At 39.6% G+C, this 23,579-nt stretch carries 20 protein-coding genes and 1 pseudogene; 19 read left to right on the top strand and 2 right to left on the bottom strand.

Annotated elements, in window-relative coordinates:
* Positions 1-76: 76 nt before the first annotated feature.
* Positions 77-1,015, top strand: a complete 939-nt coding sequence (glaH, locus tag RCG17_RS07965) for a glutarate dioxygenase GlaH (protein WP_308174655.1) — start codon at positions 77-79, stop codon at positions 1,013-1,015.
* Between the two features lie 128 nt (positions 1,016-1,143).
* Here glaH and RCG17_RS07960 read toward each other — a convergent pair whose 3' ends face one another.
* Entirely contained in the window at positions 1,144-2,532 is a 1,389-nt protein-coding gene (locus RCG17_RS07960) for a sigma-54 interaction domain-containing protein (RefSeq protein WP_308174654.1), read from the bottom strand.
* A 534-nt stretch (positions 2,533-3,066) separates the two neighbouring features.
* Here RCG17_RS07960 and RCG17_RS07955 point away from each other — a divergent pair.
* From RCG17_RS07955 to RCG17_RS07870, 18 genes and pseudogenes are all read left to right on the top strand, one after another.
* A complete protein-coding gene (locus tag RCG17_RS07955) occupies positions 3,067-4,473 on the top strand; it encodes an amino acid permease (RefSeq protein WP_308174653.1) in 1,407 nt (468 codons plus the stop codon).
* A gap of 149 nt (positions 4,474-4,622) precedes the next feature.
* Positions 4,623-5,894, top strand: coding sequence for a Glu/Leu/Phe/Val family dehydrogenase (locus RCG17_RS07950; protein WP_308175790.1), 1,272 nt, complete (start codon positions 4,623-4,625; stop codon positions 5,892-5,894).
* A 105-nt stretch (positions 5,895-5,999) separates the two neighbouring features.
* On the top strand, positions 6,000-6,290 hold the full coding sequence (locus RCG17_RS07945) for an SAV0927 family protein (protein WP_308174652.1): 291 nt from the start codon (positions 6,000-6,002) through the stop codon (positions 6,288-6,290).
* A gap of 135 nt (positions 6,291-6,425) precedes the next feature.
* Positions 6,426-7,784: a 4-aminobutyrate--2-oxoglutarate transaminase gene (gene gabT, locus RCG17_RS07940; RefSeq protein ID WP_308174651.1), complete on the top strand. Its 1,359-nt coding sequence runs from the start codon at positions 6,426-6,428 to the stop codon at positions 7,782-7,784.
* Positions 7,785-7,833: 49 nt separating this feature from the next.
* On the top strand, positions 7,834-9,249 hold the full coding sequence (locus RCG17_RS07935) for an NAD-dependent succinate-semialdehyde dehydrogenase (RefSeq protein WP_308175789.1): 1,416 nt from the start codon (positions 7,834-7,836) through the stop codon (positions 9,247-9,249).
* A gap of 321 nt (positions 9,250-9,570) precedes the next feature.
* On the top strand, positions 9,571-10,758 hold the full coding sequence (locus RCG17_RS07930) for a CaiB/BaiF CoA transferase family protein (RefSeq protein WP_308174650.1): 1,188 nt from the start codon (positions 9,571-9,573) through the stop codon (positions 10,756-10,758).
* A 15-nt stretch (positions 10,759-10,773) separates the two neighbouring features.
* Positions 10,774-11,982, top strand: a complete 1,209-nt coding sequence (locus tag RCG17_RS07925) for an acyl-CoA dehydrogenase family protein (protein WP_308175788.1) — start codon at positions 10,774-10,776, stop codon at positions 11,980-11,982.
* 315 nt (positions 11,983-12,297) lie between these two features.
* Positions 12,298-13,509: a substrate-binding domain-containing protein gene (locus RCG17_RS07920; RefSeq protein WP_308175787.1), complete on the top strand. Its 1,212-nt coding sequence runs from the start codon at positions 12,298-12,300 to the stop codon at positions 13,507-13,509.
* Positions 13,510-13,686: 177 nt separating this feature from the next.
* Positions 13,687-14,444, top strand: a pseudogene (locus tag RCG17_RS07915) (ABC transporter ATP-binding protein).
* On the top strand, positions 14,437-15,144 hold the full coding sequence (locus tag RCG17_RS07910; RefSeq protein ID WP_308174649.1) for an ABC transporter ATP-binding protein: 708 nt from the start codon (positions 14,437-14,439) through the stop codon (positions 15,142-15,144). Before RCG17_RS07915 ends, RCG17_RS07910 begins: the two are co-directional and overlap by 8 nt.
* A 15-nt stretch (positions 15,145-15,159) precedes the next feature.
* Positions 15,160-16,020 (top strand): branched-chain amino acid ABC transporter permease, encoded by an 861-nt coding sequence (locus RCG17_RS07905; protein WP_308174648.1) that lies wholly within the window; start codon positions 15,160-15,162, stop codon positions 16,018-16,020.
* Between the two features lie 7 nt (positions 16,021-16,027).
* Entirely contained in the window at positions 16,028-17,023 is a 996-nt protein-coding gene (locus tag RCG17_RS07900; protein ID WP_308174647.1) for a branched-chain amino acid ABC transporter permease, read from the top strand.
* A gap of 13 nt (positions 17,024-17,036) precedes the next feature.
* Entirely contained in the window at positions 17,037-17,216 is a 180-nt protein-coding gene (locus tag RCG17_RS07895) for a hypothetical protein (RefSeq protein WP_308174646.1), read from the top strand.
* A 153-nt stretch (positions 17,217-17,369) separates the two neighbouring features.
* Complete coding sequence (gene fabG, locus RCG17_RS07890; RefSeq protein WP_308174645.1) at positions 17,370-18,110, top strand: 3-oxoacyl-ACP reductase FabG; 741 nt, start codon at positions 17,370-17,372, stop codon at positions 18,108-18,110.
* Positions 18,111-18,395: 285 nt separating this feature from the next.
* Entirely contained in the window at positions 18,396-18,896 is a 501-nt protein-coding gene (locus RCG17_RS07885) for an Lrp/AsnC family transcriptional regulator (RefSeq protein ID WP_308174644.1), read from the top strand.
* Positions 18,893-20,059 (top strand): aminotransferase, encoded by a 1,167-nt coding sequence (locus RCG17_RS07880; RefSeq protein ID WP_308174643.1) that lies wholly within the window; start codon positions 18,893-18,895, stop codon positions 20,057-20,059. The genes RCG17_RS07885 and RCG17_RS07880 overlap by 4 nt, the downstream gene beginning before the upstream one ends.
* Before the next feature lie 134 nt (positions 20,060-20,193).
* The gene (locus RCG17_RS07875; RefSeq protein ID WP_308174642.1) at positions 20,194-21,366 is read left to right on the top strand and encodes an aminotransferase class I/II-fold pyridoxal phosphate-dependent enzyme; all 1,173 of its coding nucleotides are present in this window, start codon (positions 20,194-20,196) and stop codon (positions 21,364-21,366) included.
* Positions 21,367-21,460: 94 nt separating this feature from the next.
* A complete protein-coding gene (locus tag RCG17_RS07870) occupies positions 21,461-21,901 on the top strand; it encodes an SRPBCC family protein (RefSeq protein WP_308174641.1) in 441 nt (146 codons plus the stop codon).
* Between the two features lie 311 nt (positions 21,902-22,212).
* Here the strand turns inward: RCG17_RS07870 and RCG17_RS07865 are convergent, their stop codons facing one another.
* Positions 22,213-23,574 (bottom strand): PFL family protein, encoded by a 1,362-nt coding sequence (locus tag RCG17_RS07865; RefSeq protein ID WP_308174640.1) that lies wholly within the window; start codon positions 23,572-23,574, stop codon positions 22,213-22,215.
* Positions 23,575-23,579: the final 5 nt, after the last annotated feature.

The raw sequence follows: 23,579 nt of genomic DNA, 5'->3' as shown, positions 1-23,579 counted from the left end.
GGATTCTTTTACAACTGGCTTTTTATATTTCCTGTTAAAAATATTATCTATTTTATTTAAAACGGGAGGAAGAAACATGAGAATGATGGAAAAAACGAACGCAAAGTTTGAAATGGTAAAAGAAAACTATGAAGTAAAGGTGCATCCGCAAACAAACCGCTTGTACCACATCGAATTATCCGAACAAAGTATTGCCAACTTTCTTGCCACAGTGAAGAAGGAGAGTTGTTCTGTTCAACATTTAGAATACACTCCGTATGCACGCCATTTAGTAGCCTCATATTTACTGGATCAAGTAGGAGAAGAGTTTGGGGAACTGCTCAGGAGCATTATTCATGATCGAGATTCAGGAGGTTTTACATTAGGCTTGCAGGGAGTTACTGAGAATACTGATGAATTTGTCATTTTTTCCACAGCAATTTCACATTTGATTGGTACACCAAATTTTGATGCAATGACCGGAAAATACTACGCACGATTCAGTGTAAAAGATACCGACAACAGCGATTCCTATTTACGCCAGGCTTACCGTTTGTTTACATTCCATACGGATGGCACGTTTGTAGATGAGCCAACCGATTGGCTGTTAATGATGAAAATGGTAGAACAAAATGCTTGTGGCGGCGAATCTAGACTGTTGCACCTTGATGATTGGAAAGAACTTGATGTTTATACAAGTCATCCATTAGCAAGTCATAAATTCACCTATAAGGCCCCAAACAGTAAACAAGTAAGCCAAGAGATTGAACGGGTGACTTTCTTTAATTATAATAACAAGCCAGGTATTTGTTTCATCGATCAGTTCGTATATCCAGAAACAATTAACGAGGCAAAGTATTTACACTCCCTGTCTAATTCTTTGGAAAATGATAAAAGTGTAATCGAATTAAAGCTTCCTGTCGGGGATCTTGTTGTCATTAATAATATTTTCTGGGTGCACGGTCGTGCTGCGTTTGAAAAGGATCCTAACTTAAACCGTGAATTGCTGCGTCAACGCGGACGATTTGTGCAGTAAAATTAATACATTTTTGGGTCTGCCCATCGCTTTTTTACTTAATATATTGCAAAAAGTCTTTTGCTGTATATTGGGTAAAAAGGGGCAGACCCTCTCTTTTTCATCCATCTTTTCACCCGAATGACTCATCAATTGACGGTTTCTTTATATTTTTTTAGTTTACGAATGACAGAAGGCTGACTGATACCAAGATGTTTTGCCATTTCATAGGTGGATTTACATTTTTCATAGGCTTTTAAAATCATCCATTTTTCCACGCGTTCCATTATGGTTTTAAGATTTTGGTCTTCTTCGATAAAAAATTGTTCAATCAGGGAAATATCCTCTTTGTTGGTTGTTGCCTGGCCGATAATGTATGAAGGCAGGGAATTTGGCTGGATAATGGGATCTTCAGTGGTTAAAATGAGCCTTTCGACTAAATTCTCTAACTCACGGACATTACCAGGCCATTTATATACCAGCAGTATTTCATATGTTGAAGGGTGTAATTTTTTTGTAGTTTTATATTTCTTATTAATTAAATCAATAAAATGATTGATCAAAAATGAAATATCTTCCTTACGAACTCGTAAAGGGGGAATATATAGTGGAATTACATTTAATCTGTAATATAGGTCCAAACGAAATTCACCTTTTTGAACCATTCCCTCCAAGTCTTTATTAGTTGCAGTCACCAGCCTAAAATCAGCATGCTGCTCTTTATTTCCACCGATTCTCATAAACCTTTTTTCTTGTAATACCTTTAATAATTTTGCCTGCATGGATAAAGGTAGTTCTCCAATTTCATCCAAAAACAACGTTCCATTATGTGCTTGTTCGATTAATCCCTGTTTCCCTTTCTTTTGTGCCCCTGTAAAGGATCCTGATTCATAACCGAACATTTCTGATTCAAATAAACTTGAAGGAATTGTGCTGCAATTTACTTCAATAAACGGTTCTTTATGGCGGTGGCTTTGAGCATGAAGCTTTCTTGCAAACATACTTTTTCCGACACCTGACTCTCCCAGCATCAATACAGTGGCATCTGTGTTGGCCACCCGTTGTATCGTTTTGGCGATTTGTTGCATTTCCTTACTTCGATAGAGTGCCCCTTCTTTTTCTCTTAGATCCTCCACCTCTGTTTGGTAACCTTTCAATTTTCCCTCTAATTGTTCATATTGCTCTTGAAGGATTTTAATTTCTGTCTGATCGATGGCATAACTGATGACTCGGGTAATTTCTCCTTGATCATCGAAAATAGGATAGGCGGTTGACATGATTATTTTTCCTGTCTTCGTATTTTGCATAATTTGTGTAGGTTTTTTTTCCCTAAGTACGATGGCAGAAATGGATGGGGAAAGAATTCCTTGTTCCTGAAGTTCATAGATGGACTTTCCTATAAATGGCTTGGGTTCTTCTTCATAAACAGTCCAGTGATTGATATTGGTATATAGAATAATCCCCTTTCCGTCGGTGATGGTAATATTGTTATTGGAAGTTTCGATAATTTTCTCTAAAATAGCATGTTCGATAGGCATTGATTTCTCCTTAATAACATATTTTTACAAAATACATTTTGTTTGCTATAATTATAATATAATTCAGAATTGTATTAATAATCAATAAATAAATCAAAAATATTTACTTTTGATTTAAAAATGAATCGTTTATTTAATAGATAAGGCTCAAAATACATAGAAATCACCAACATTGATATTTGGCATAGTTCTTGCATGTATTATTATTAGAAAGTTCTTTCTGGTGATTTGAAAGCACTTTCGAAAAGTAAATAGAAGCGTCTGTTGTTTAAACCGTGTTTAAGGAAAAAATGAGGTGATGGAAATGATGTGAATTTATATTCCGGCTGTCTATTTGTGTAAAAGTGTGTCGATAAAAGACTGAAAATTTATAATATTCGGTATAAAATACCAAAAACATAGCTTGCAATTTGTTTGAAACGAATCCTTTACATCATGGTGAAAGGCAGTTAATGCAACAGTTAATGAAGAATACGAGGTTTTATAAAAGAGTGCAATCTAGTATAAAATTCGAACTTTCAAAGGAGATGTAAAATGGGGTATCAAAATAGTGAGCTGAAACATAGTCTTCAGACAAGGCATGTAACAATGATTTCAATTGGAGGTGTGATCGGGGCCGGTCTATTTGTGGGTAGCGGATCAATGATTGTTTCATCAGGACCAGGTGCATTGATCTCTTATATTATTGCGGGATTATTGATTGTGTTAATTATGCGGATGTTGGGAGAAATGGCTGCCGTAAATCCCGATAGTGGCTCTTTTTCAACCTATGCACATCAAGCAATCGGCCCATGGGCAGGATTTACGATTGGTTGGCTATATTGGTTCAATTGGGTAATTATCATTACCTTTGAAACAACCTTATTAGGACAGATGCTCCATAACTGGGTACCTTCTATACCTGTATGGGTGGGCAGTGTAGTATTCCCTATTATTATGACATTTACCAATAGTTTCTCAGTTAAAGCATATGGAGAATTTGAATACTGGTTAGCATTTATTAAAGTAGCAGCTATCATTATTTTCCTTGGCTTAGGTGCAGCGATTATGATGGGGATCGTTCCTGGGGTTAAAGCACAAGGTTTGTCTGAGCTAATGGCAGGCGCTAACTTCTTTCCGCATGGATTTACCCCAGTATTACTTGGGGTAATCTTTATTACATTTTCACTGTCAGGGAGTGAAGTAGCAGCCATTGCTGCTGGTGAATCTACTGATCCTGGAAAAAATATCATTAGAGCGATAAACTCAGTAGTTTGGCGGCTTATGCTTTTCTTTGTTGGATCTGTAACTGTGTTAGTAATGGTTATTCCACAGGGAGCAAAAAAATTACTTGAAACTCCTTTTGCTAGTGTATTTGATTTGGCGGGTCTTCCGGCAGCGGGTCAAGTTATGAATATCATCATCTTTATCTCTTTGCTTTCTGTATTGAATTTCGGGCTATATACAAGCTCTCGTATGCTGTACTCTCTTGCCACTAAAGGAGATGCTCCAAAGATCCTGTCGAAAGTTACGAAAAGAGGGATACCTGTTTGGGCTTTAGTAGCAGGTGTAATTTTCACTTATGTGTTCACGTTATTTAAATTTATATCCCCTAATACATTGTTTTTATTTTTAGCAAATAGTTCAGGGGGGGTTACGATTATTATGTATGTCTTTATTGCGATCTCCCATATAAAACTACGAAGAAAGACGGAAAAGGAAAATCTGGGGACTTTGAAGGTGAAAATGTGGTTATTTCCTTACTTAACTTATGCAACGATCCTCGCAGTTACGATAATCTATGCTGCTCAGGCATTTATAAGTGACATGCAGTCACAATTCTATATGACTTCGATCCTGACAGCTGCGATAATCGGCGCATATTTTGTGTTCTATCGTAGAAAAGAAAGAGTATCTGTGAATCTTGCAGAGGTAAAACTAACGGAAATTAATCCTGAATAATAAGTAACAATTTGTCTTGTGAGTATTCCTCAAGGTAAAGGATTTTCTGGCTTTTTATCATTGTTTTTAATGGTTGATAGACTTGTATCCAATTAGTTTTTTAATGAAAAAATAGACGAGGTGTTAGTGTGGCTGACCGAACAATTCAGATGAAGAAAAAGACTTTAGTATCTTCTTTTTCTGAAAATCCATTAATTGAATTTCAATCTGTATTAAAAGAAGCAATGGATATTCTAAACTATTCTGTTGAAGCGTATGAACTGTTAAAAGAGCCAATTCGGTTTTTAACGGTGAAAATCCCGGTGCTGATGGATAATGGAAAAACGGAAATCTTCACCGGATATCGAGCTCAGCACAATGATGCGACTGGTCCAACGAAGGGAGGTATCCGGTTCCATCCGGATGTCACACCTGATGAAGTAAAGGCATTATCAGGCTGGATGAGCTTAAAATGTGGCATAAACAGCCTTCCTTATGGTGGTGCAAAAGGAGGAATTGTTTGCGACCCACGTAAAATGAGTTTAAGAGAATTAGAACTGCTAAGTAGAGGATACGTTAGGGCAATAAGTCAAATTGTCGGACCAACAAAAGATATTCCGGCACCAGATGTTTATACTAACTCACAAATAATGGCTTGGATGCTTGATGAGTATGATCATATCCGAGAATTTGATTCGCCAAACTTCATTACAGGAAAACCGCTGACGCTGGGCGGGTCATATGGGCGTGAAACAGCTACTTCAAAAGGGGTGTTCTACACGCTTCAGCTAATAAGCGAATTAAAAGATATTCCAATCAAGGATATGAGAGTAATCATTCAAGGGTTTGGAAATGTAGGAAGTTACTTAGCAAAGTATTTATATGACATTGGAGCTAAGGTTGTTGGAATTTCTGATGTTCTGGGTGGAATTTATGATGAGAATGGTTTGGACATTCCTTACCTTCTGGATCGTCGGGATTCGTTTGGAGTTGTATCGAATTTATTCGACAGCTCCATATCCAATCAGGAATTAATTGAAAAAGAATGTGATGTGCTTGTTCCTGCTGCCATTGGCGGTCAGATTACAACTCGAAACGCCGATCGGCTTAAGTGCAAAATTGTGGTAGAAGCCGCTAATGGACCGACAACAAGGGATGCTGCCAAACTCCTGAAAGAAAGAGATATCATGGTCGTTCCTGACATATTGGCCAATTCAGGGGGAGTTATTGTTTCATATTTTGAATGGTGTCAAAACAATCAAGGTTACTATTGGACAGAAGAACTGGTAGATGAAAGATTAAAAGAGAAAATGACAACAAGTTTTTCTACAATCCTCCAAACTTCAAAAACTTATGGCGTTGATATGAAAGTAGCAGCTTACATGGAAGGAATTCGAAGGCTGGTTGAAGCTTCAAATTATAGGGGTTGGATTAAGAACTAAAATAACTGAAAAAAATCCACAGTGAATCTTTGTCTTTTAAACCTGCATGGTTCTGAAATCACTGTTAGGAGTTTTTCAATTTTGAATACAGGGAGATGAGGAAGCATGGTATTAAATCATTTACTGGAGGAAGCAGAAAACCAATTGGTCCGATATTACTGCATGGTTTCTGAGGGGCATAGATACGATATTGTTATCATCCATTCGGAAATGCTTTTTGGAAAGGTAATGGTTGTTTCAATCCAAAATGGACGAATGGTATTGCTAAGTCATAATGATATTCCCGATGAGCATTATTGGTCAGGAAAATTGGATATTAAGAGGGAAGACATAAATGAATTTAGTAACTTCCTTTATATGGTTTTGGACAAAGTTCAATTAGCGGAACAGTTTTAATAAGTTGTCTTTAAAAGTCAGTAAAAAGGGAGGAAGACGCAGGACTTCAGAAATCCCAATCCCCCCTTTTTACCATGGCATAGAAATTTCATTTATAAAAAGGGAAGACAAACCAATACGAGAGGAAGATCATAAATGGGTTATGCAAAAATCCAAACGAATTTACCTGGAGAAAAATCAAAAAGTTTAGTAGAGAGACGTGAAAATATAGTACCAAAAGGAGTAAGCTATGGTGTTCCGGCTTTTGCTGAATCAGCCAATGGGGCACTTATTCAAGATGTCGATGGCAATACATTTATCGATTTTGTCGGAGCAATCGGAGTACTGAACGTTGGGCACTGCCATCCGAAAGTTACCCAGGCATTGCATGAACAGGTTGACAAGTTTATCCATACTGGCTTTAATGTCATGATGTTTGAATCCTATATTGAGCTTGCAGAAAAGCTGGCCAGTCTGGCTCCAGGAAATCACGAGAAGAAAGTGCTAATGCAAAACAGCGGTGCAGAAGCAGTAGAAAATGCTGTGAAAATTGCGCGTAAGTATACCAAAAGACAAGGTATTATTTCCTTTTCCAGAGGTTATCATGGCAGGACATTAATGACAATGACCATGACAAGCAAAGTGAAGCCATATAAATTTGAATTCGGTCCGTTTGCCCCTGAAGTGTACAGAGCACCGTATCCATATGTGTACAGACGCCCTAATGGATTAACAGAAGAACAGTATGAAGATTACGTAATTACCGAATTTAAAAACCTCTTTGTAACGGATGTTGCTCCGGAAACGATCGCTGCAGTTGTGATGGAACCTGTTCAAGGCGAAGGAGGATTTATTGTTCCTGGAAAACGCTTTGTACAAGAAGTCTCAAAATTTTGTAAAGAACATGGAATTCTATTTATCGCTGATGAAATCCAAACTGGGTTTGCCCGCACCTGCCGTTACTTTGCGATTGAGCATTTCGAGGTTGTTCCAGATATTATTACAGTTTCAAAATCAATGGGAGCGGGAGTGCCAATTAGTGCGGTAATTGGACGCAAAGAAATCATGGATGCTGCAGATCCTGGGGAACTTGGCGGAACCTACAGCGGAAGCCCATTGGGTTGTAAAGCAGCCCTTGCTGTTTTGGAGATTATTGAAGAAGAAGGGCTGAATCAGCGTGGAGAAGAAATTGGAAAGAAGGTCATGGAGCGATTCCAAAAGTTTTACGACAAATTCAAATGCATAGGAGATATTAGAGGGCTTGGAGCAATGTGCGCGATTGAAATTGTAAAGGACCAAGAAACGAAAGAACCGGCAAAAGAATTGACAAATCAAATCATTAAAGAAGCAAATAAAAGAGGTTTATTAATCTTTAGTGCTGGTATTTACAGCAATGTCATTCGACTTCTTATGCCGCTGGTTATTACGGATGAGCAATTGGAAGAGGGTCTGAACATTCTGGAAAATTCAATTGAAGCTGCAGAAGTTGCGTTAAATAATATCACTCATGTATAAATGCACAAATTTTTTATAGAATGGGGAAGAGAAAATGAGCACACATTTAATGTTGATTAACGGTGAAAGTGTCGAAAGTGAAAATAATGAATTAATTGAAGTAATAAACCCTGCAACAGATCAGGTAATAGCGGTTGTTCCCAAGGGGGGAAAAGCAGAAGCAAAAAAAGCAGCAGATGCGGCTTATACCGCTTTTAAGGATTGGTCTAATAAAACTGCCGGGGAACGTGGTCAGTTATTAATGAAATGGTTCCAATTAGTTGAGCAAAATAAGGAAGAAATCGCAAGGATTATGACCTTAGAACAAGGAAAGCCATTGAAAGAAGCAATAGGTGAAATAGACAATGCGAACAGCTATATTTCCTGGTATGCGGAAGAAGGAAAACGGATTTATGGTGAAACCATTCCTTCCTCCCATCCAAATAAACGAATTCTTATTCAAAAACAACCGGTAGGTGTAGTTGCAGCGATTACACCATGGAATTTTCCTGCCTCAATGATTACTCGGAAGGTAGCTCCAGCACTTGCCGCTGGCTGCACTGCTGTTATTAAACCGGCAACGCAAACTCCTTTAACTGCCATAAAGCTTGTTGAGCTAGCCCATGAAGCAGGGATCCCAAAAGGCGTGTTAAATGTAGTAACAGGAGATTCCAGAGCGATTGGTGATGCATGGCTGCAAGATGAACGTGTTCGTAAACTTACCTTTACTGGGTCAACTGAGGTCGGTAAGATGCTAATGAAGGGGGCTGCAGACACCGTAAAGAAGATTTCACTAGAATTAGGCGGTCACGCTCCGTTTATTGTTATGGATGATGCTAATATAGATAAGGCAGTTGCAGATGTTATTGGCTCAAAGTTTAGGAATGCCGGCCAAACATGCATTTGTACGAATCGTATCTATGTTCACGAGTCTATTGAGGAGGAATTTAATGAAAAATTCAGCCAGGCTGTCAAAAAGTTAACGGTTGGAAATGGATTGGATCAAGGAATAGACGTAGGGCCAATGATTGACTTAAATGCCATTGATAAGGTAAGAGAGCAAATTGATGATGCGATCCTCAAGGGTGGAAAAATCCTTCAAGGGGGTAACAGACCAAATATTGCCGACGGTTACTATTTTGAACCAACGATTATAGCAAATGCTACTGATGAAATGCTTTGTATGAAGGAGGAAACGTTTGGGCCACTCGCACCAGTTGCAACGTTTAAGACAGAAGAAGAAGTTCTTGATCGTGCGAATAATACACCGTATGGATTAGCTGCCTACGTCTTTACTGAAAGCCTAAGCAGGGCTATTCGAATCAGCGAAAAACTTGAATATGGAATAGTAGGGCTTAATGATGCACTTCCTACCGTTGCCCAAGCACCATTTGGCGGATTTAAGGAAAGCGGCCTTGGGAGAGAAGGCGGTCATTACGGAATTGATGAATATCTTGAAGTGAAATATGTATCAATTGCTTTTTAAAATATCAAAATAAAATAGTTGAAATATTCTGAATTATATTATATGATGATCATATAAAGATCGATGACAGCTCTTGCCGTGCTGCATGGACGATCTTACTTATTTATGAAGAAAGAAATATCTAATTGGCTTTATTCACTTGATCTTTTATGAACCAAAAGACGAGCCATGAATAAGAGTCAGTGAAACTTTCAATGTTGAAAAACGTTGTTTGTTTTACTGACTCTTTTTGATGTAAAAAAACTATTTACCAAAAGGAGAGGTTAACTGTTTTAAAAGGGACTGGTTATAAAAATGCCTTTAAAAAGGGGTGATAAAAGGATGGCAATGGCATTAGAAAACATTACAATCATTGATTTATCTCGAGTATTAGCTGGTCCTTTTTGCACAATGATCCTTGGGGATCTTGGTGCTGAAGTTATCAAAATTGAACATGTTGAAAAAGGAGATGAGACAAGGGAATGGGGACCGCCATTCCTTAGCGGGGAGAGCGCCTATTATCTATGTGCAAATCGAAATAAAAAAAGTATAACCCTTAATTTAAAGTCTGAAAAAGGACAAGAAATATTGCATAAATTAGTGGGCTCTGCCGATGTTGTTGTCCAAAACTTTAAAACTGGAACGCTTGAAAAGATGGGGCATGGTTACGAACAGTTAAAACAAATCAATCCCGGGCTAATTATGGCTCAAATAACGGGTTTTGGAAAAACAGGCCCATATAAAGATTTATCCGGCTATGATTATATTATCCAAGCAATGAGCGGGTTAATGAGCATTACTGGTGAAGCGGATGGGGAGCCGGTAAAAGTTGGGGTGGCCATTGCAGATGTTCTTACAGGGTTATACACATGCATTGGGATTCTATCAGCCTTACAACATCGAAACAAAACCGGAGAAGGGCAGGAAATTGATATTTCCTTGATGGATTGTCAGGTTTCTTCATTAATTAATGTAGCCTCTAATTACCTTTGCAGCGGCATTATTCCTAAGCGAATGGGCAATCAGCATCCAAATATTTCTCCTTATCAGGTGTTTAAAGCTGAAGACGGGGATTTGGTCATTGCTGTAGGAAATGATGAGCAGTTTAAAAGATTTGCAGCTGTTTTGGGCAGACCGGAATTAGCAGAGATGGAAGAATTTGTTCGAAATGAAAACCGCATAAAAAATCGAGACAAACTGATTGCCATTTGTGAAGAACACTTAATGAAAAGGACTAAAATAGAGTGGAAGGAACGTCTGGATGCTGCAGGGATTCCTAATGGGCCGATAAACACTGTTGCAGAAATGTTTGAAGACCCGCAGATAAGGGAGAGAGAAATGGTAGTGAAGATCGACCATCCAATCATTGATGATCTCCAATTAACAGGTTCACCATTAAAATTATCGAAAACACCAGTAACCATGAGACATCACCCTCCATTACACGGTGAACACACAGAGTATTTGATGGAATGTTTAGGATATAACGCTGAAGAAATAAAGAATTTTAAACAAAATAAAATTATTTAGGAGGAAATTATGATGATGAATTTTGAGTTAACGGAAGAACAGCAAAGTGTAAAGAAAATGATCAGGAAATTTGTAGATAAAGAAATCATTCCAAATATTCAAGAATGGGATCGTAAAGGACATTTTGAACCAGCAATCTTAAAAAAATTAGCGGATTTGCAATTAATGGGTGTCTGCATACCTGAAGAGTATGGCGGCGTCGGCATGGATTATAATACACTGGCGATTGTATGTGAGGAATTAGAGCGTGGAGATACCGCCTATCGGACAGCTGTTTCTGTCCACACCGGGTTAAACTGCATGACTTTATTGCAGTGGGGAACCGAGGAACAAAAGCAAAAGTATTTAGTTCCGCAGGCACAAGGTACTAAAATTGGTGCGTTCGGATTGACGGAGCCAAATGCAGGATCAGACGTTGCTGCAATGAAAACAACTGCTGTGCTTAATGGAGAATATTATATTCTAAATGGCTCTAAAACATGGATTTCCCTTTGTGATGTTGCAGATTATTTCTTGGTTTTTGCCAAAACAGATCACGATTTGGGGCATAAAGGGATTACAGCATTTATTGTTGAACGCAGTTTTGAAGGATTTGATTCAAAAGCGATAAAGGGGAAATTAGGTATTCGTGCTGGAAATACAGGGGAACTATTTTTCACCGATGTAAAAGTTCCTGTTGAAAATAGATTGGGTGAAGAAGGGGAAGGTTTCAAGATTGCCATGACTGCGCTAGATAATGGCAGATTTACTGTAGCAGCAGGGGCAGTTGGATTGCTCGAAGCCAGTCTTGAAGCCAGTCTTAAGTATTGCCATGAAAGAAAAACATTTGGAAACGAAATCGGAAAGCATCAGCTTGTGCAGCAAATGATTGCGAAAATGAGTGCAAACCTTGAGATTTCCAGATTGCTCGTTTTTAAAGCAGGATGGTTAAAGAATCAGGGTAAACGAAATACAAAAGAAACATCTCTTGCAAAGTGGATTTCATGCAATGCTGCCTTTGAAGCTGCAAATGATGCGGTTCAAATCCACGGTGCATACGGCTACTCCGATGAATATCCTGTTGAGCGCTATTTAAGGAATTCAAAAGCTCCGGTTATCTACGAAGGTACCAGAGAAATTCATACAATTATGCAGGGAGAGTATGCTTTGGGATATAGGGAAGACAAGCCACTTCGTAAGCAGTTGCCTGCATGGCCGTTTGAACCAGCTTCTGTCACTAAGTAAATATTCAGGGTCTCGCCTCTTATGCGATAAACCTTTAACCTCTTTTAAAAATTTTATATCATGAAATTGAGCCATTTCGATTATCCTGTTCGCCCTCTCAAATGAAGTAAGTTTAGTCGCTTCCTATCATTTGAGAGGTTAATAGAATTGGAAATTAAGTGGCTCATTTTTTATTTTAATCCATTACAGCGTTACAATTTTGTAACTTATTTGTAACTTGCCCCTCTTAAGATACAGTTAAAGCTTTGCCAGTTTTTATTACAAACATTTTAAGGGGGAAAAAGAGTGAAGGTTCTTTCACGAAAAGCAGCTTTAATGTTTTTGCTTATTTTGACAATCGTTTTAGCTAGTGCCTGCGGAACGAACAAAACAACATCAAATCAGAATGCTGGGGGAAGTAAAAATACAGAAAACAACCAGCCGATCAAAATAGGGGTGCTGGCTTCAAAGACGGGTGCACTAGAAACCTATGGTAAACAAACTTTACGCGGCTTTGAACTTGGACTTGATTATGCCACTAATAACACCATGAATGTTGATGGCAGAAAAATTCAATTTATTGTTGAGGATACAGAAACAAAACCAGATGTAGCCGTTCAAAAAGCAACAAAGCTGTTGGAGGAGGATAAGGTTGATTTCCTTGTGGGTTCGTCCAGTTCAGCTGATACATTGGCAGTAATGCCTCTTGCCCAGGAATATAAAAAGATAATGGTAGTTGAGCCAGCTGCAGCAGACAGTATCACTGGTGCTGACTTTAATAAATATATTTTCCACTCGGCACGCAATTCTTCACAGGACGCAGTTGCCGGAGCAGCAGCGATTGCTAAAAAGGGAGTTAAGATTGCAACCCTTGCACCAGATTACTCCTTTGGCCGTGATGGAGTAGCAGCCTTCAAAGAAGCTGCCCAAAAGCTTGGTGCAAAGATTGTAGCGGAAGAATATGCGCCGCCTACTGCAACTGACTTCACTTCTAATATTCAAAAAATCATCGATGCCAAGCCAGACTACTTATTTGTTACTTGGGCAGGGGCAAACACACCATGGAAGCAAATTGCTGACATGAAGGTTCAAGAAAAAGGAATTAAAATCTCAACTGGTGCACCAGATATTGCTGCGTTGTCAACAATGGCGCCGCTTGTGGGAATGGAAGGCTTTACTGTTTATTATTACGATCTTCCAAAAAATAAAATCAATGACTGGCTCGTTAGTGAACACAAGAAGAGATTTAATGGCGATGTTCCAGATCTATTTACACCTGGCGGCATGAGTGCTGCGATCTCGATTGTGGAAGCGCTTAAGAAAACAAATGGTGATACAAATGCTGATAAGTTGATCAAAACGATGGAAGGTATGAGCTTTGATACACCAAAAGGTAAAATGACCTACCGCAAGGAAGATCATCAGGCACTGCAATCCTTGTATGCGATTAAATTGGAGAATAAGGCGGGGGTCTCTTATCCAGTTCCAGTCCTTGAAAGGGTATTAACTCCAGAAGAAACAGCACCGCCGATTCGCAATAAAAAGTAGGTAAAAAGTGGTTTAGCGAAATAAATGTCCAGATCGGCGAAATTAACGTCAGTTCTGGCGAAATAATTTCTAGTTTGGCGAAATTAATATTCATTTTGGCGAAATCAAAAAAAGAGGGGTCGACTTCTAAAGGTCACCCTCTTCCTTATCTCTCAAAACCAAGGCGGTGACCAATGTTTGACAGCCCTCATAGAAACAAATGATTTAACGATTAACTTTGGCGGCCATACTGCCGTAGATTCGGTTCATTTTTCTGTTCCTGAAAGACATTTTAAATCGATTATTGGACCAAATGGCGCCGGTAAGACCACTTTTTTTAATTTACTAAGCGGCCAATTAACACCATCAAGAGGAAAAATTTATTTACGGGGAAAAGATATCACGAAATTTTCGGCAACAAAAAGAACAAGAGCCGGAATTGGCCGTTCGTTTCAAATTACAAACGTTTTCCCTAATTTAACGGTACTGGAGAATGTCCGTTTAGCTGTTCAATCACAAGCCGGAATCCGCTATCAAATGCTAATTCCATATAAACGTTATCCACGGTTTGGGGAAAAAGCGATTGAATGGCTAAGACTGGTGTTGTTAGAGGATAAAAAGGACTTTACTGCCAGGAGTCTTGCACATGGCGAAAAAAGAAAGCTGGAAATGGCAATGCTTTTAGCCCTGGAAACAGAAGTCTTGCTGCTAGACGAGCCTACTGCAGGCATGTCATTAGAAGAAGTTCCCGCCATTTTAGAGGTAATCCGCAAAATAAAAGAGCAGGGGAATCGGACAATTATTTTAATCGAACACAAAATGGATATGATCCTGGATTTGTCTGATTCGATTATGGTTCTTTTTAATGGAAAGTTACTTGCTGACGGGACTCCGGGGAAATTATGAAAAATGAAACTGTTCAGTCTGCCTATTTGGGAGGTCTGTACAATGAGTAGCTTGCTGGAACTTCAAGAGATAGAAACCTATATTGGACAATATCATATTTTACAAGGTGTCAGCTTGAAGGTTAAAAAAGGGGAAGTGACGGTTTTGCTCGGAAGAAATGGAGCCGGGAAAACGACGACATTAAAAACGATTATGGGACTGACGCCGTCGGCAAAAGGGACCATTCTCTATAAAGAAGAGATTATCCAGCACCTGCAAACCTTTAAGGTCGCCCAAAAAGGAATCGGCTATGTTCCTGAGGATCAAGGGATATTTGCTGGACTTACGGTTGAAGAAAATATGAAGGTAGCCATCCAAAAAGAAGATGAAGCAACCATGAGCCGAATGAACTGGATTTTAAATCTTTTTCCTGACTTAAAGAAATTTTGGAACAAGCAAGGAGGCTACTTAAGCGGAGGTCAAAAGCAAATGCTTGCCATCGCAAGGGCCTATGTGAATGATAATGAACTGTTATTAATTGATGAACCCAGTAAGGGCTTAGCACCCATTGTTGTTGAAAAAGTAATGGAATCGATCATGCAAATAAAAGAGAAAACGACAGTTGTATTAGTGGAACAAAATTTTATGATGGCAAGTACAATCGGGGATTGTTTTTATATTGTTGATGATGGACGGACGGTTATGCAGGGCAGAATGAAGGAATTAAAAGAGGATGACGAGATGAAACGGAAATATCTCGGAATTGCCTAGAAAGGAGGAAAACGGTTGGACCTCTTTATGAACTTAACTATCAATGGTTTAGCGACAGGAATGTTGATTTTCTTATTAGCAGCTGGGTTAACGCTTATTTTTGGTTTGATGGACGTTCTTAATTTTGCTCATGGCGGACTTTTTGCCTGGGGAGCTTATAGCGGCATCTGGATTTTTTCGAAGACTGGCAGTTTCTTAATTGGTATTTTAGGAGCGATAATCGTTGGTTTTTTAGTCGGGATTTTAACCGAAAAATGGATTATCAAGCCTGTTTATGGCAATCACGTCCAACAAATCTTAATTACACTGGGCTTTATGCTTATTTTATCAGAACTGCTTAAAGTTGTTTGGGGACCAAACCAAATCACGGCAGCCCCTCCTGATTACTTAAAAGGGAGTTGGGAATTGGGCGGCGTCATCATTATCAAGTATCGGGCTTTTATTATTTTCGTGGGATTGATCGTCTTTGGACTTGTTCAATATTCTCTTAAACGTACGAAAATTGGCTTAGTTGTTAGAGCGGGGGTTATGAATAAGGATATGGTCCAAGCTCTCGGAATCAATATTAAAAAGGTATTTATGTATGTGTTTATGGTCGGGTCGGGAATGGCGGCACTTGGCGGTGTCCTCTTTGGTCCCTACTCCGGAGTGATCCATGCGGGTATGGGAATGGATTTTGCTATCCTCGCTTTTATTGTTGTGGTGATTGGCGGGATGGGGAACTTCACTGGTTCTGTTTTGGCAGCCATCCTCGTAGGCTTGTCCAGTTCGTTTATGGCCTATTACCTTCCGGATTTATCGCTTGCCGTAAACATGCTCTTAATGGCAATTGTTCTGATTGTAAGGCCGCAGGGATTATTTGGGGTGAAGGGGTGAGAACGTCATGGGGATCATAAAGCATCGAGCAAAAGCCATTTACATCATCATTGCTGTTTTTCTGTTTCTGCTGCCATTCGTTTATGAATCTAGAAACCTATTTATTTTGTTGACACAAATCTTTATCTTCTCCATTTTTGCCATGAGCTACGATCTTTTATTGGGATTTACCGGAATCGTCTCATTTGGGCATGCGATGTTTTTTGGAATCGGCGCCTATTCAATAGGGATTTTTATGAAAAGAATGGAGCCAACTTTGTTATCATTTGCTTTTGCAGTGCTGGCAACCATTGTGCTGACAAGCATTGTCAGTTTTATCGTCGGCTTGCTTACGCTCCGTTTAAAAAGTCATTTTTATGCCATGCTGACTTTGTCTTTAGCGGGGTTAATGGCGGTTGCTGCTGAAAAATGGCGGTCATTAACATTTGGTAATGATGGATTTACTTTCATGATTCCAGAACAATTTATTGACCGCACCAATTATTATCTTCTTTGTCTTATTGTGATGGTGGCAGTGTTTATCTTTTTAAAACTATTTACCAATTCTCCGCTTGGAAAAGTTCTTCAAGCCATCAGGGAAAATGAACAACGTGTAGAGTCATTGGGATACCAGGTACTTCACTATAAGGTTGCTGCAAGTATTGCAGCAGGAATTCTTGCGGGCTTTGCCGGAATTCTTTATGCGATTTCATTAAGATTTGTCAATACAAGTGTTTTTTCGATGGACATCACCTTAGATGCTTTATTAATGACCATTATTGGGGGAGTAGGTACACTGGTTGGAGCGATCATTGGCTCCGGATTAATTGAATTTGCTCATAATTGGTTATCAGAATTAGCCAAGCAATATTGGATATTTGAACGCTGGATAATCTTCTTTGGAATTGTCTATATTTTGACCGTCATCTTTTTCCCAAAGGGAATTGTCGGTACACTCAAAACGGTTAAATGGAAACGGAAGAAGCAAAAAGTCCTCAAGAAAAAGGAAAACCTGGAGGGATAGGAGGAATTCTTGAGTGGAATCAAAACAGATCGCCTCCTTCGTAGTTCGGTTTCAACTTGCGGGGGATCAGTGTGAAAAAGAGAAGAAACAATGGCGAATAAAAGTAACTCACGTCCAGAAGGATCAGGAGCAATTATTTGAGTCAATTGAAGCAGCAATGGCCTATATGAAGGTTAAAGCTGAAAACTCGTGAACTTATCCATTTTATGGCAAAACAAGTCATAATCACGAAGAACACAGAGTACAATCTTAAAAGAAACGATAGCTGATACGACCTTAAGATCACACCAGTTTAAACTACTTATTAACCGCTATGTCGGAATTTTTATCTGAAGAGGTGGAGAAATTGAGATTAAAAGATAAAGTGGCGATTATTACGGGGGCAGCAAATGGTTTAGGTCTAGCGGCAGCACGTACTTTTGCAAGGGAAGGGGCTAAGGTAGCCCTTACAGATTTTAATGTGGAACAGGGAAGGCACCGGGCGAATGAGCTACGGGATGAAGGGTATGAAGTCACTTTTTTTCAAGTTAATGTAGCAGATCGTGCAAGCGTTGACAAATTGGTTGAAGATGTTGCCAAGATCTATGGTGGTGTCGATATTCTTGTGAATAACGCTGGGATTACCAGGGATGCCATGTTGAAGAAGCTATCAGTTGAAGACTTTCAAAGAGTATTGGACGTAAACCTTACAGGCGTTTTCCATTGTACACAAGCCGCTCTGCCATATATGCTTGAAAAGGGCTGGGGAAGAATTATTAGTACTTCTTCTGTATCAGGTGTTTATGGGAATGTCGGTCAAACCAATTATGCTGCTGCAAAAGCGGCGGTTGTGGGTATGACAAAAACATGGGCTAAGGAACTTGGAAGAAAAGGAATCAATGTCAATGCTGTCGCACCTGGATTTATTGAAACAGCAATGGTGGAGAAGGTTCCGGAGAATATCCTGGATGGGATAAGGAAAACGATCCCGCTCGGAAGACTTGGGAAACCAGAGGACATTGCGAATGCCTATTTATTCTTAGCCTCTGAGGAATCAAATTACGTGAACGGAACGGTGCTCCATGTTGATGGCGGGATTATGATGTAGAATAATACGAAAAGCGGCCGATTTTAAGGCCGCTTTATTTTTTATCTAGGGTTTTTTCAATCTGTTACAGAACAGATTGATTCATTTATTCAAAAAATTAAAAATAAATTATAACAGTTTAAGTCCATATTTGATATAATGATATATGTTTATTTGGAAAAAGGGGAAGGTCTTTATATTGTCAATCTTGTTTCGGGATATGTATAATACGATTCAAGAACAAATTTTGGACATTCTGCCAGATTCACATTAACTTTTTTATTGGCACAAGGAGGATTTATTCCAATGCACTTAAATGAAAAGGAATTAGAAGTGCTGAGCATTATTGAAAAAAACAGCCGAACTGAACTACAAGACCTAGCAAAAATGACAAGTTTATCCGAAGAGGAGATTGGCATTACCCTAAAAAAATTAGAAGATATGCGAGTAATTGTCCGCTATTCAACGATCATTAACTGGGCGAAAGTAGATGAACATACAGGGGTAACAGCGATGATTGAAGTAAAGGTTACCCCAAAAAGAGATGTAGGCTTTGAAGAAGTAGCGAAAAGGATTTATCGCTTTAAAGAAGTGGAATCTGTGTACTTAATGTCTGGAGCTTATGATTTAGCCGTATATGTAGAAGCAGGCTCGATGAATGAAATTGCTAAATTCGTCTACGAAAGGCTTTCTGCGCTAGATTCAGTTGTATCAACAGCAACACATTTCATCTTGAAAAAATATAAGCATGATGGCACGATCTTTGAAGATACAGATCAAGATAAGAGGATAGTGGTATCACCATGATTAAAACTTCTTTTGTATCAAACAAGGTTCAGGAACTAAAGCCTTCTGGAATTCGGCGCTTTTTTGATCTGGCTGCCAACATGGAGGGAGTTATTTCCCTTGGTGTAGGTGAGCCGGACTTTGTCACTTCATGGACAATTAGGGAAGCTGCCATCCATTCATTGGAAGAAGGCTATACAACATACACAGCAAATGCGGGCATGATTGAATTAAGAAAGGAAATCTCCCGTTACATGGATAAGCGCTTTAACGTAGCATATGATCCTGCGAATCAAATTATCGTAACGGTTGGCGCCAGTCAGGCGTTAGACCTTGCATTAAGAGCGATCTTAAACCCTGGCGAAGAGGTAATTGTCGTTGAGCCATGCTTTGTTGCATATGCGCCATTAGTAACGATGGCAGGAGGAAATCCTGTTACCGTTCAAGCACTTGCGGAAAATGATTTTAAATTGAAGCCTGAACAGTTGGAGGCGGCAATCACACCAAAAACAAAGGCGTTGCTTATTTGTTCTCCAAACAATCCAACAGGAACACAGCTCGGAAAAGCGGATCTTGAGAAAATCGCTGATATCGTTAAAAAGCATGATTTGCTTGTGATTGCCGATGAAATTTATGCGGAGCTTTCTTACGATGAGGAATTTACTTCGTTTGCAGCGATCGAAGGGCTAATCGAACGAACTATCCTTATCAATGGATTTTCGAAAGCTTTTGCCATGACAGGATGGCGCTTAGGTTTCGTTTGTGCTCCTAAGGAAATTTCTGAGGCCATCTATAAAATCCATCAATATGGGATGATGTGCGCTTCAACGATGTCTCAGCATGCCGGCATTGAAGCGTTAAAGAATGGCATGCCGGAAGTCGAAGAAATGAGACAAAGCTATCGCAGCAGAAGAAATTTTATTGTCAATTCCTTTAATGAAATTGGCTTGTCTTGCCATAATCCTGGTGGTGCTTTCTATGCGTTTCCTTCAATTAAGAGCACTGGCCTAACATCGCAGGATTTTGCTGAAAAACTTCTTCTAGAAGAAAAAGTTGCCGTAGTACCTGGTGATGTTTTTGGAGAGAGTGGAGAAGGACATATCCGCTGCTCATACGCCTCCTCAATGGATCAGCTTAAAGAAGCAATCACGAGGATGGAGCGGTTTGTGAAGAAATATCAATAGTAAATAAATGTGAGGCCGATTTAAAAATAATCGGCCTTTTTTTATAAAGTCAAAAGTCCGAATTTTCTATTTTAATATATCTTTATTTAGTTAAAAACGGTATGATTAAAATAGAATTATTGGAGGGGAATCTTGTGAATATTGTTGCATCAAAAAAACTTCAATCGATGACAGAAAGTATTTTTACAGAAGTTGCAAACAGGAAGCATGAAGCGATTAAAAGAGGCATAGATGTTATTGATTTAAGTGTCGGAAGTCCCGACCTTCCGCCATCTTCTTCTGCGGTTAGTACCTTGGTAAAATACGCTGCAGACCCGACAAAGTACGGATATACATTAACGGGTATACCTGATTTTAATCGTGCTGTTTGTTCTTTTTATAAAAACCGCTATTCAGTTGAACTTGACGTGGCTTCGGAAGTACTTCAACTAATGGGTTCACAAGATGGACTGGCCCATTTGGCTACAGCTTTTATCAATCCTGGTGATTATGTACTTGTCCCTGATCCTGGTTATCCAATCTATCAGGATAATGTTGTGTTAGCGGGGGGAATCATTTACCCCATGCCATTATTGGAAGAAAATCAATTCTTGCCGCAATTGGACGAAATTCCCTTAGAAATCTTGAAAAAAACCAAAATGATGATTATCAGTTACCCAGGGAATCCAGTAACCGCTCTGGCAGATAAAAGTTTCTTTGAAAAAGTTGTCCAATTTGCCAAGGAACATAATATCTTAGTTATCCATGATTTTGCTTATTCCGAATTAATTTTTGATGGAAATCCGCAGATCAGCTTTATGTCCATTTCGGGTGCAAAAGAGGTTGGCATCGAATTTAATTCACTTTCCAAAACATTTAATATGGCGGGGTGCAGGATTGGTTACGCAGTGGGAAATCCGACAGCACTAACGATTTTAAATTCCTTAAAAGGTCTTGTTGATTATGGAATTTTCTATCCGATTCAAAAAGCTGGAGAAGCAGCACTTTTGTCTGATTACTCAGCCCTTCAGGATCAGGTAAATGAGTATGAGCGCCGTCGTGATGCTTTATTAGGCGGTCTGGAACAGAGCGGCTGGAAGGTGGCTAAGTCACCGGCAACCATGTTTGTTTGGGCTAAAATACCATCTGGATGGAAGTCGCGGGAATTTACATTTGAATTAATAGAGCAAGCTGGTGTTGCCGTAGTTCCTGGGGATGCATTCGGTCAAAAGGGTGAAGGTTATGTAAGAATCGCCTTGGTTCAGCCTGCTGAGCGGCTTTCAGAGGCAGCAAAGCGGATTCAGCAATTCCTTTATCAAACAAAATAGTTTGTTTTTCTTCTAAGACAACCTTTTTCAATCATATAACAAGTAAGGAAGACCTTCTTCATTGGGAGGTCTTTTATAATGGGGAAAGAGGGAAATGGAAATGCCAAGTGGAATACACGAAGAAATCATTAACCTGCCAATTGAAAAAGTGTGGAGCTTTGTGAAAGATATGGATAACTGGGCCCCGCTTATCCCAGGTTATATAACACATAAAAAATTTAATGAGCGTCTATCGACTTGGGAGTTTTATCAAGACATTGGAATTCTAAAAAAGAAAATCAGTTTAATGGTAACGATAAGAGAGTGGATTCCGCCTACTAAGGTAACATTTGATTTAAAGGGATTGAATGAGAAGTTCTTAGGCAATGGGTATTTTCAGGCCGAAGCGCTTGGAAAAGACCAAACAAAAGTAATAGGGTATCTGGAGATTAACGCTCAAGGAGCAATGGGAAAGGTCGTGAACAAAGTCTTAAAAACGTCGATCCCAAAAACAGCACAGGAGATTACGGCGGCTATTGCTGATAAATTCAAATAGAACCACAGCGAACGAGAATGAGGATCTTGTTACCATGAGCTGTCCGAACTGGGATTGAAGGTAACGAAAACGGGAATCTCGTGGCCATGAGCTGTCCGAACTGGGATTGAAGGTAACGAAAAAGGGAATTTCGTGACCATGAATGGTCCGAACTGGGATTGAAGGTAACGAAAAAGGGAATCTCGTGACCATGAGTGGTCCAAACTGGGATTGAAGGTAACAAAAAAGACAAGGTTACCTGATTACCTGATCTTACTTAAAGTAAGAGAAACCCCTGATATCAGTCCATCAGAGGTTTCTCTTTGTCTTTATTAATTAATCAAAGCCTGCAATGGTGCTGGGATTCTTCCAGCGCGATTAATCATTTTTTCGGAACTGTATGGATTTACGCCCATTACTGGTGCTCTGCCAAGAAGTCCTCCAAACTCGACCATTTCGCCTTCTTTTTTACCTGGGATAGGGATAACCCGTACGGCGGTTGTTTTTTTATTAATCATTCCGATAGCTGCTTCATCTGCAATAATCGCAGAAAGGGTGGCAGGTGAAACGTCACCTGTTAAAGCAATCATATCAAGGCCAACGGAACATACACATGTCATCGCTTCGAGCTTGGACAAGCTAAGTGCACCGTCGACAACACCGCGGATCATACCGTTATCTTCACTAACCGGAATAAACGCACCGCTTAAGCCCCCAACATAAGAGCTAGCCATCGCACCGCCTTTTTTCACCGCATCATTCATTAGGGCAAGTGCCGCTATGGTTCCGTGCGTTCCGACGCGCTCAAGTCCAATTTCCTCAAGGATATCGGCAACGCTATCATTTACCGCATTTGTGGGTGCGAGTGAAAGGTCCATAATTCCAAATGGAATGCCAAGCCGCTCAGCGACAACGCGGCCAATCAGTTCACCAGCACGAGTAATTTTGAAAGCGGTCTTTTTGATAATATCCGCTACCTGACCAAGGTCCACATTTGGATGGCGCTTTAAGGCATTTAATACTACACCCGGTCCGCTTACGCCAACATTCAAGACGACTTCGCCTTCACCTGCCCCATGAAAGGCCCCTGCCATAAAAGGATTGTCTTCAACTGGATTACAGAATACAACCAGTTTTGCACAGGCGATTCCATTTTGATCTCTTGTTAATTCAGCGGCATCTTTGATGAGAAAGCCCAATTTACGCACGGCATCCATGTTAATTCCAGTCTTTGTTGTTCCCACTGAAATCGATGAACAAACCCGCTCCGTCACACTTAGTGCTGCTGGAAGGGCCTGCAGGAGGGTTTCATCGCCTTTTGATAAACCTTTATGAATAAGTGCAGAAAAGCCTCCGATAAAATCAACACCAAGTTTTTTAGCAGCTTTATCAAGGGTTTTCGCAAGCTCAATAGTTTGCTCTACAGTTGCATTCCCGAGAATTTCTGCGATCGGGGTGATGGAAATCCGTTTGTTGATAATCGGGACCCCATATTCCTGTGCCGTTTCTTCGGCTACCGTTTTTAAATTTTTGGCATACTTTGTGATTTTTGAATAAACGTTTTCTTTCATTTTTTCGAAATTCGAATCTGCACAGTCGCGGAGACTGATTCCCATCGTAACAGTGCGGATATCTAAGTTCTCCATTTGCACCATTCGTATGGTTTGGAGTATCTCATCCATTGCAATTGGCATATGTA

This window comes from Neobacillus sp. PS3-12, assembly GCF_030915385.1.
GTDB lineage: Bacteria > Bacillota > Bacilli > Bacillales > Cytobacillaceae > JAEVLT01.
The sequence above is the reverse complement of the archived record's forward strand: the minus strand, read 5'-3'. Positions and strand labels throughout refer to the sequence as shown.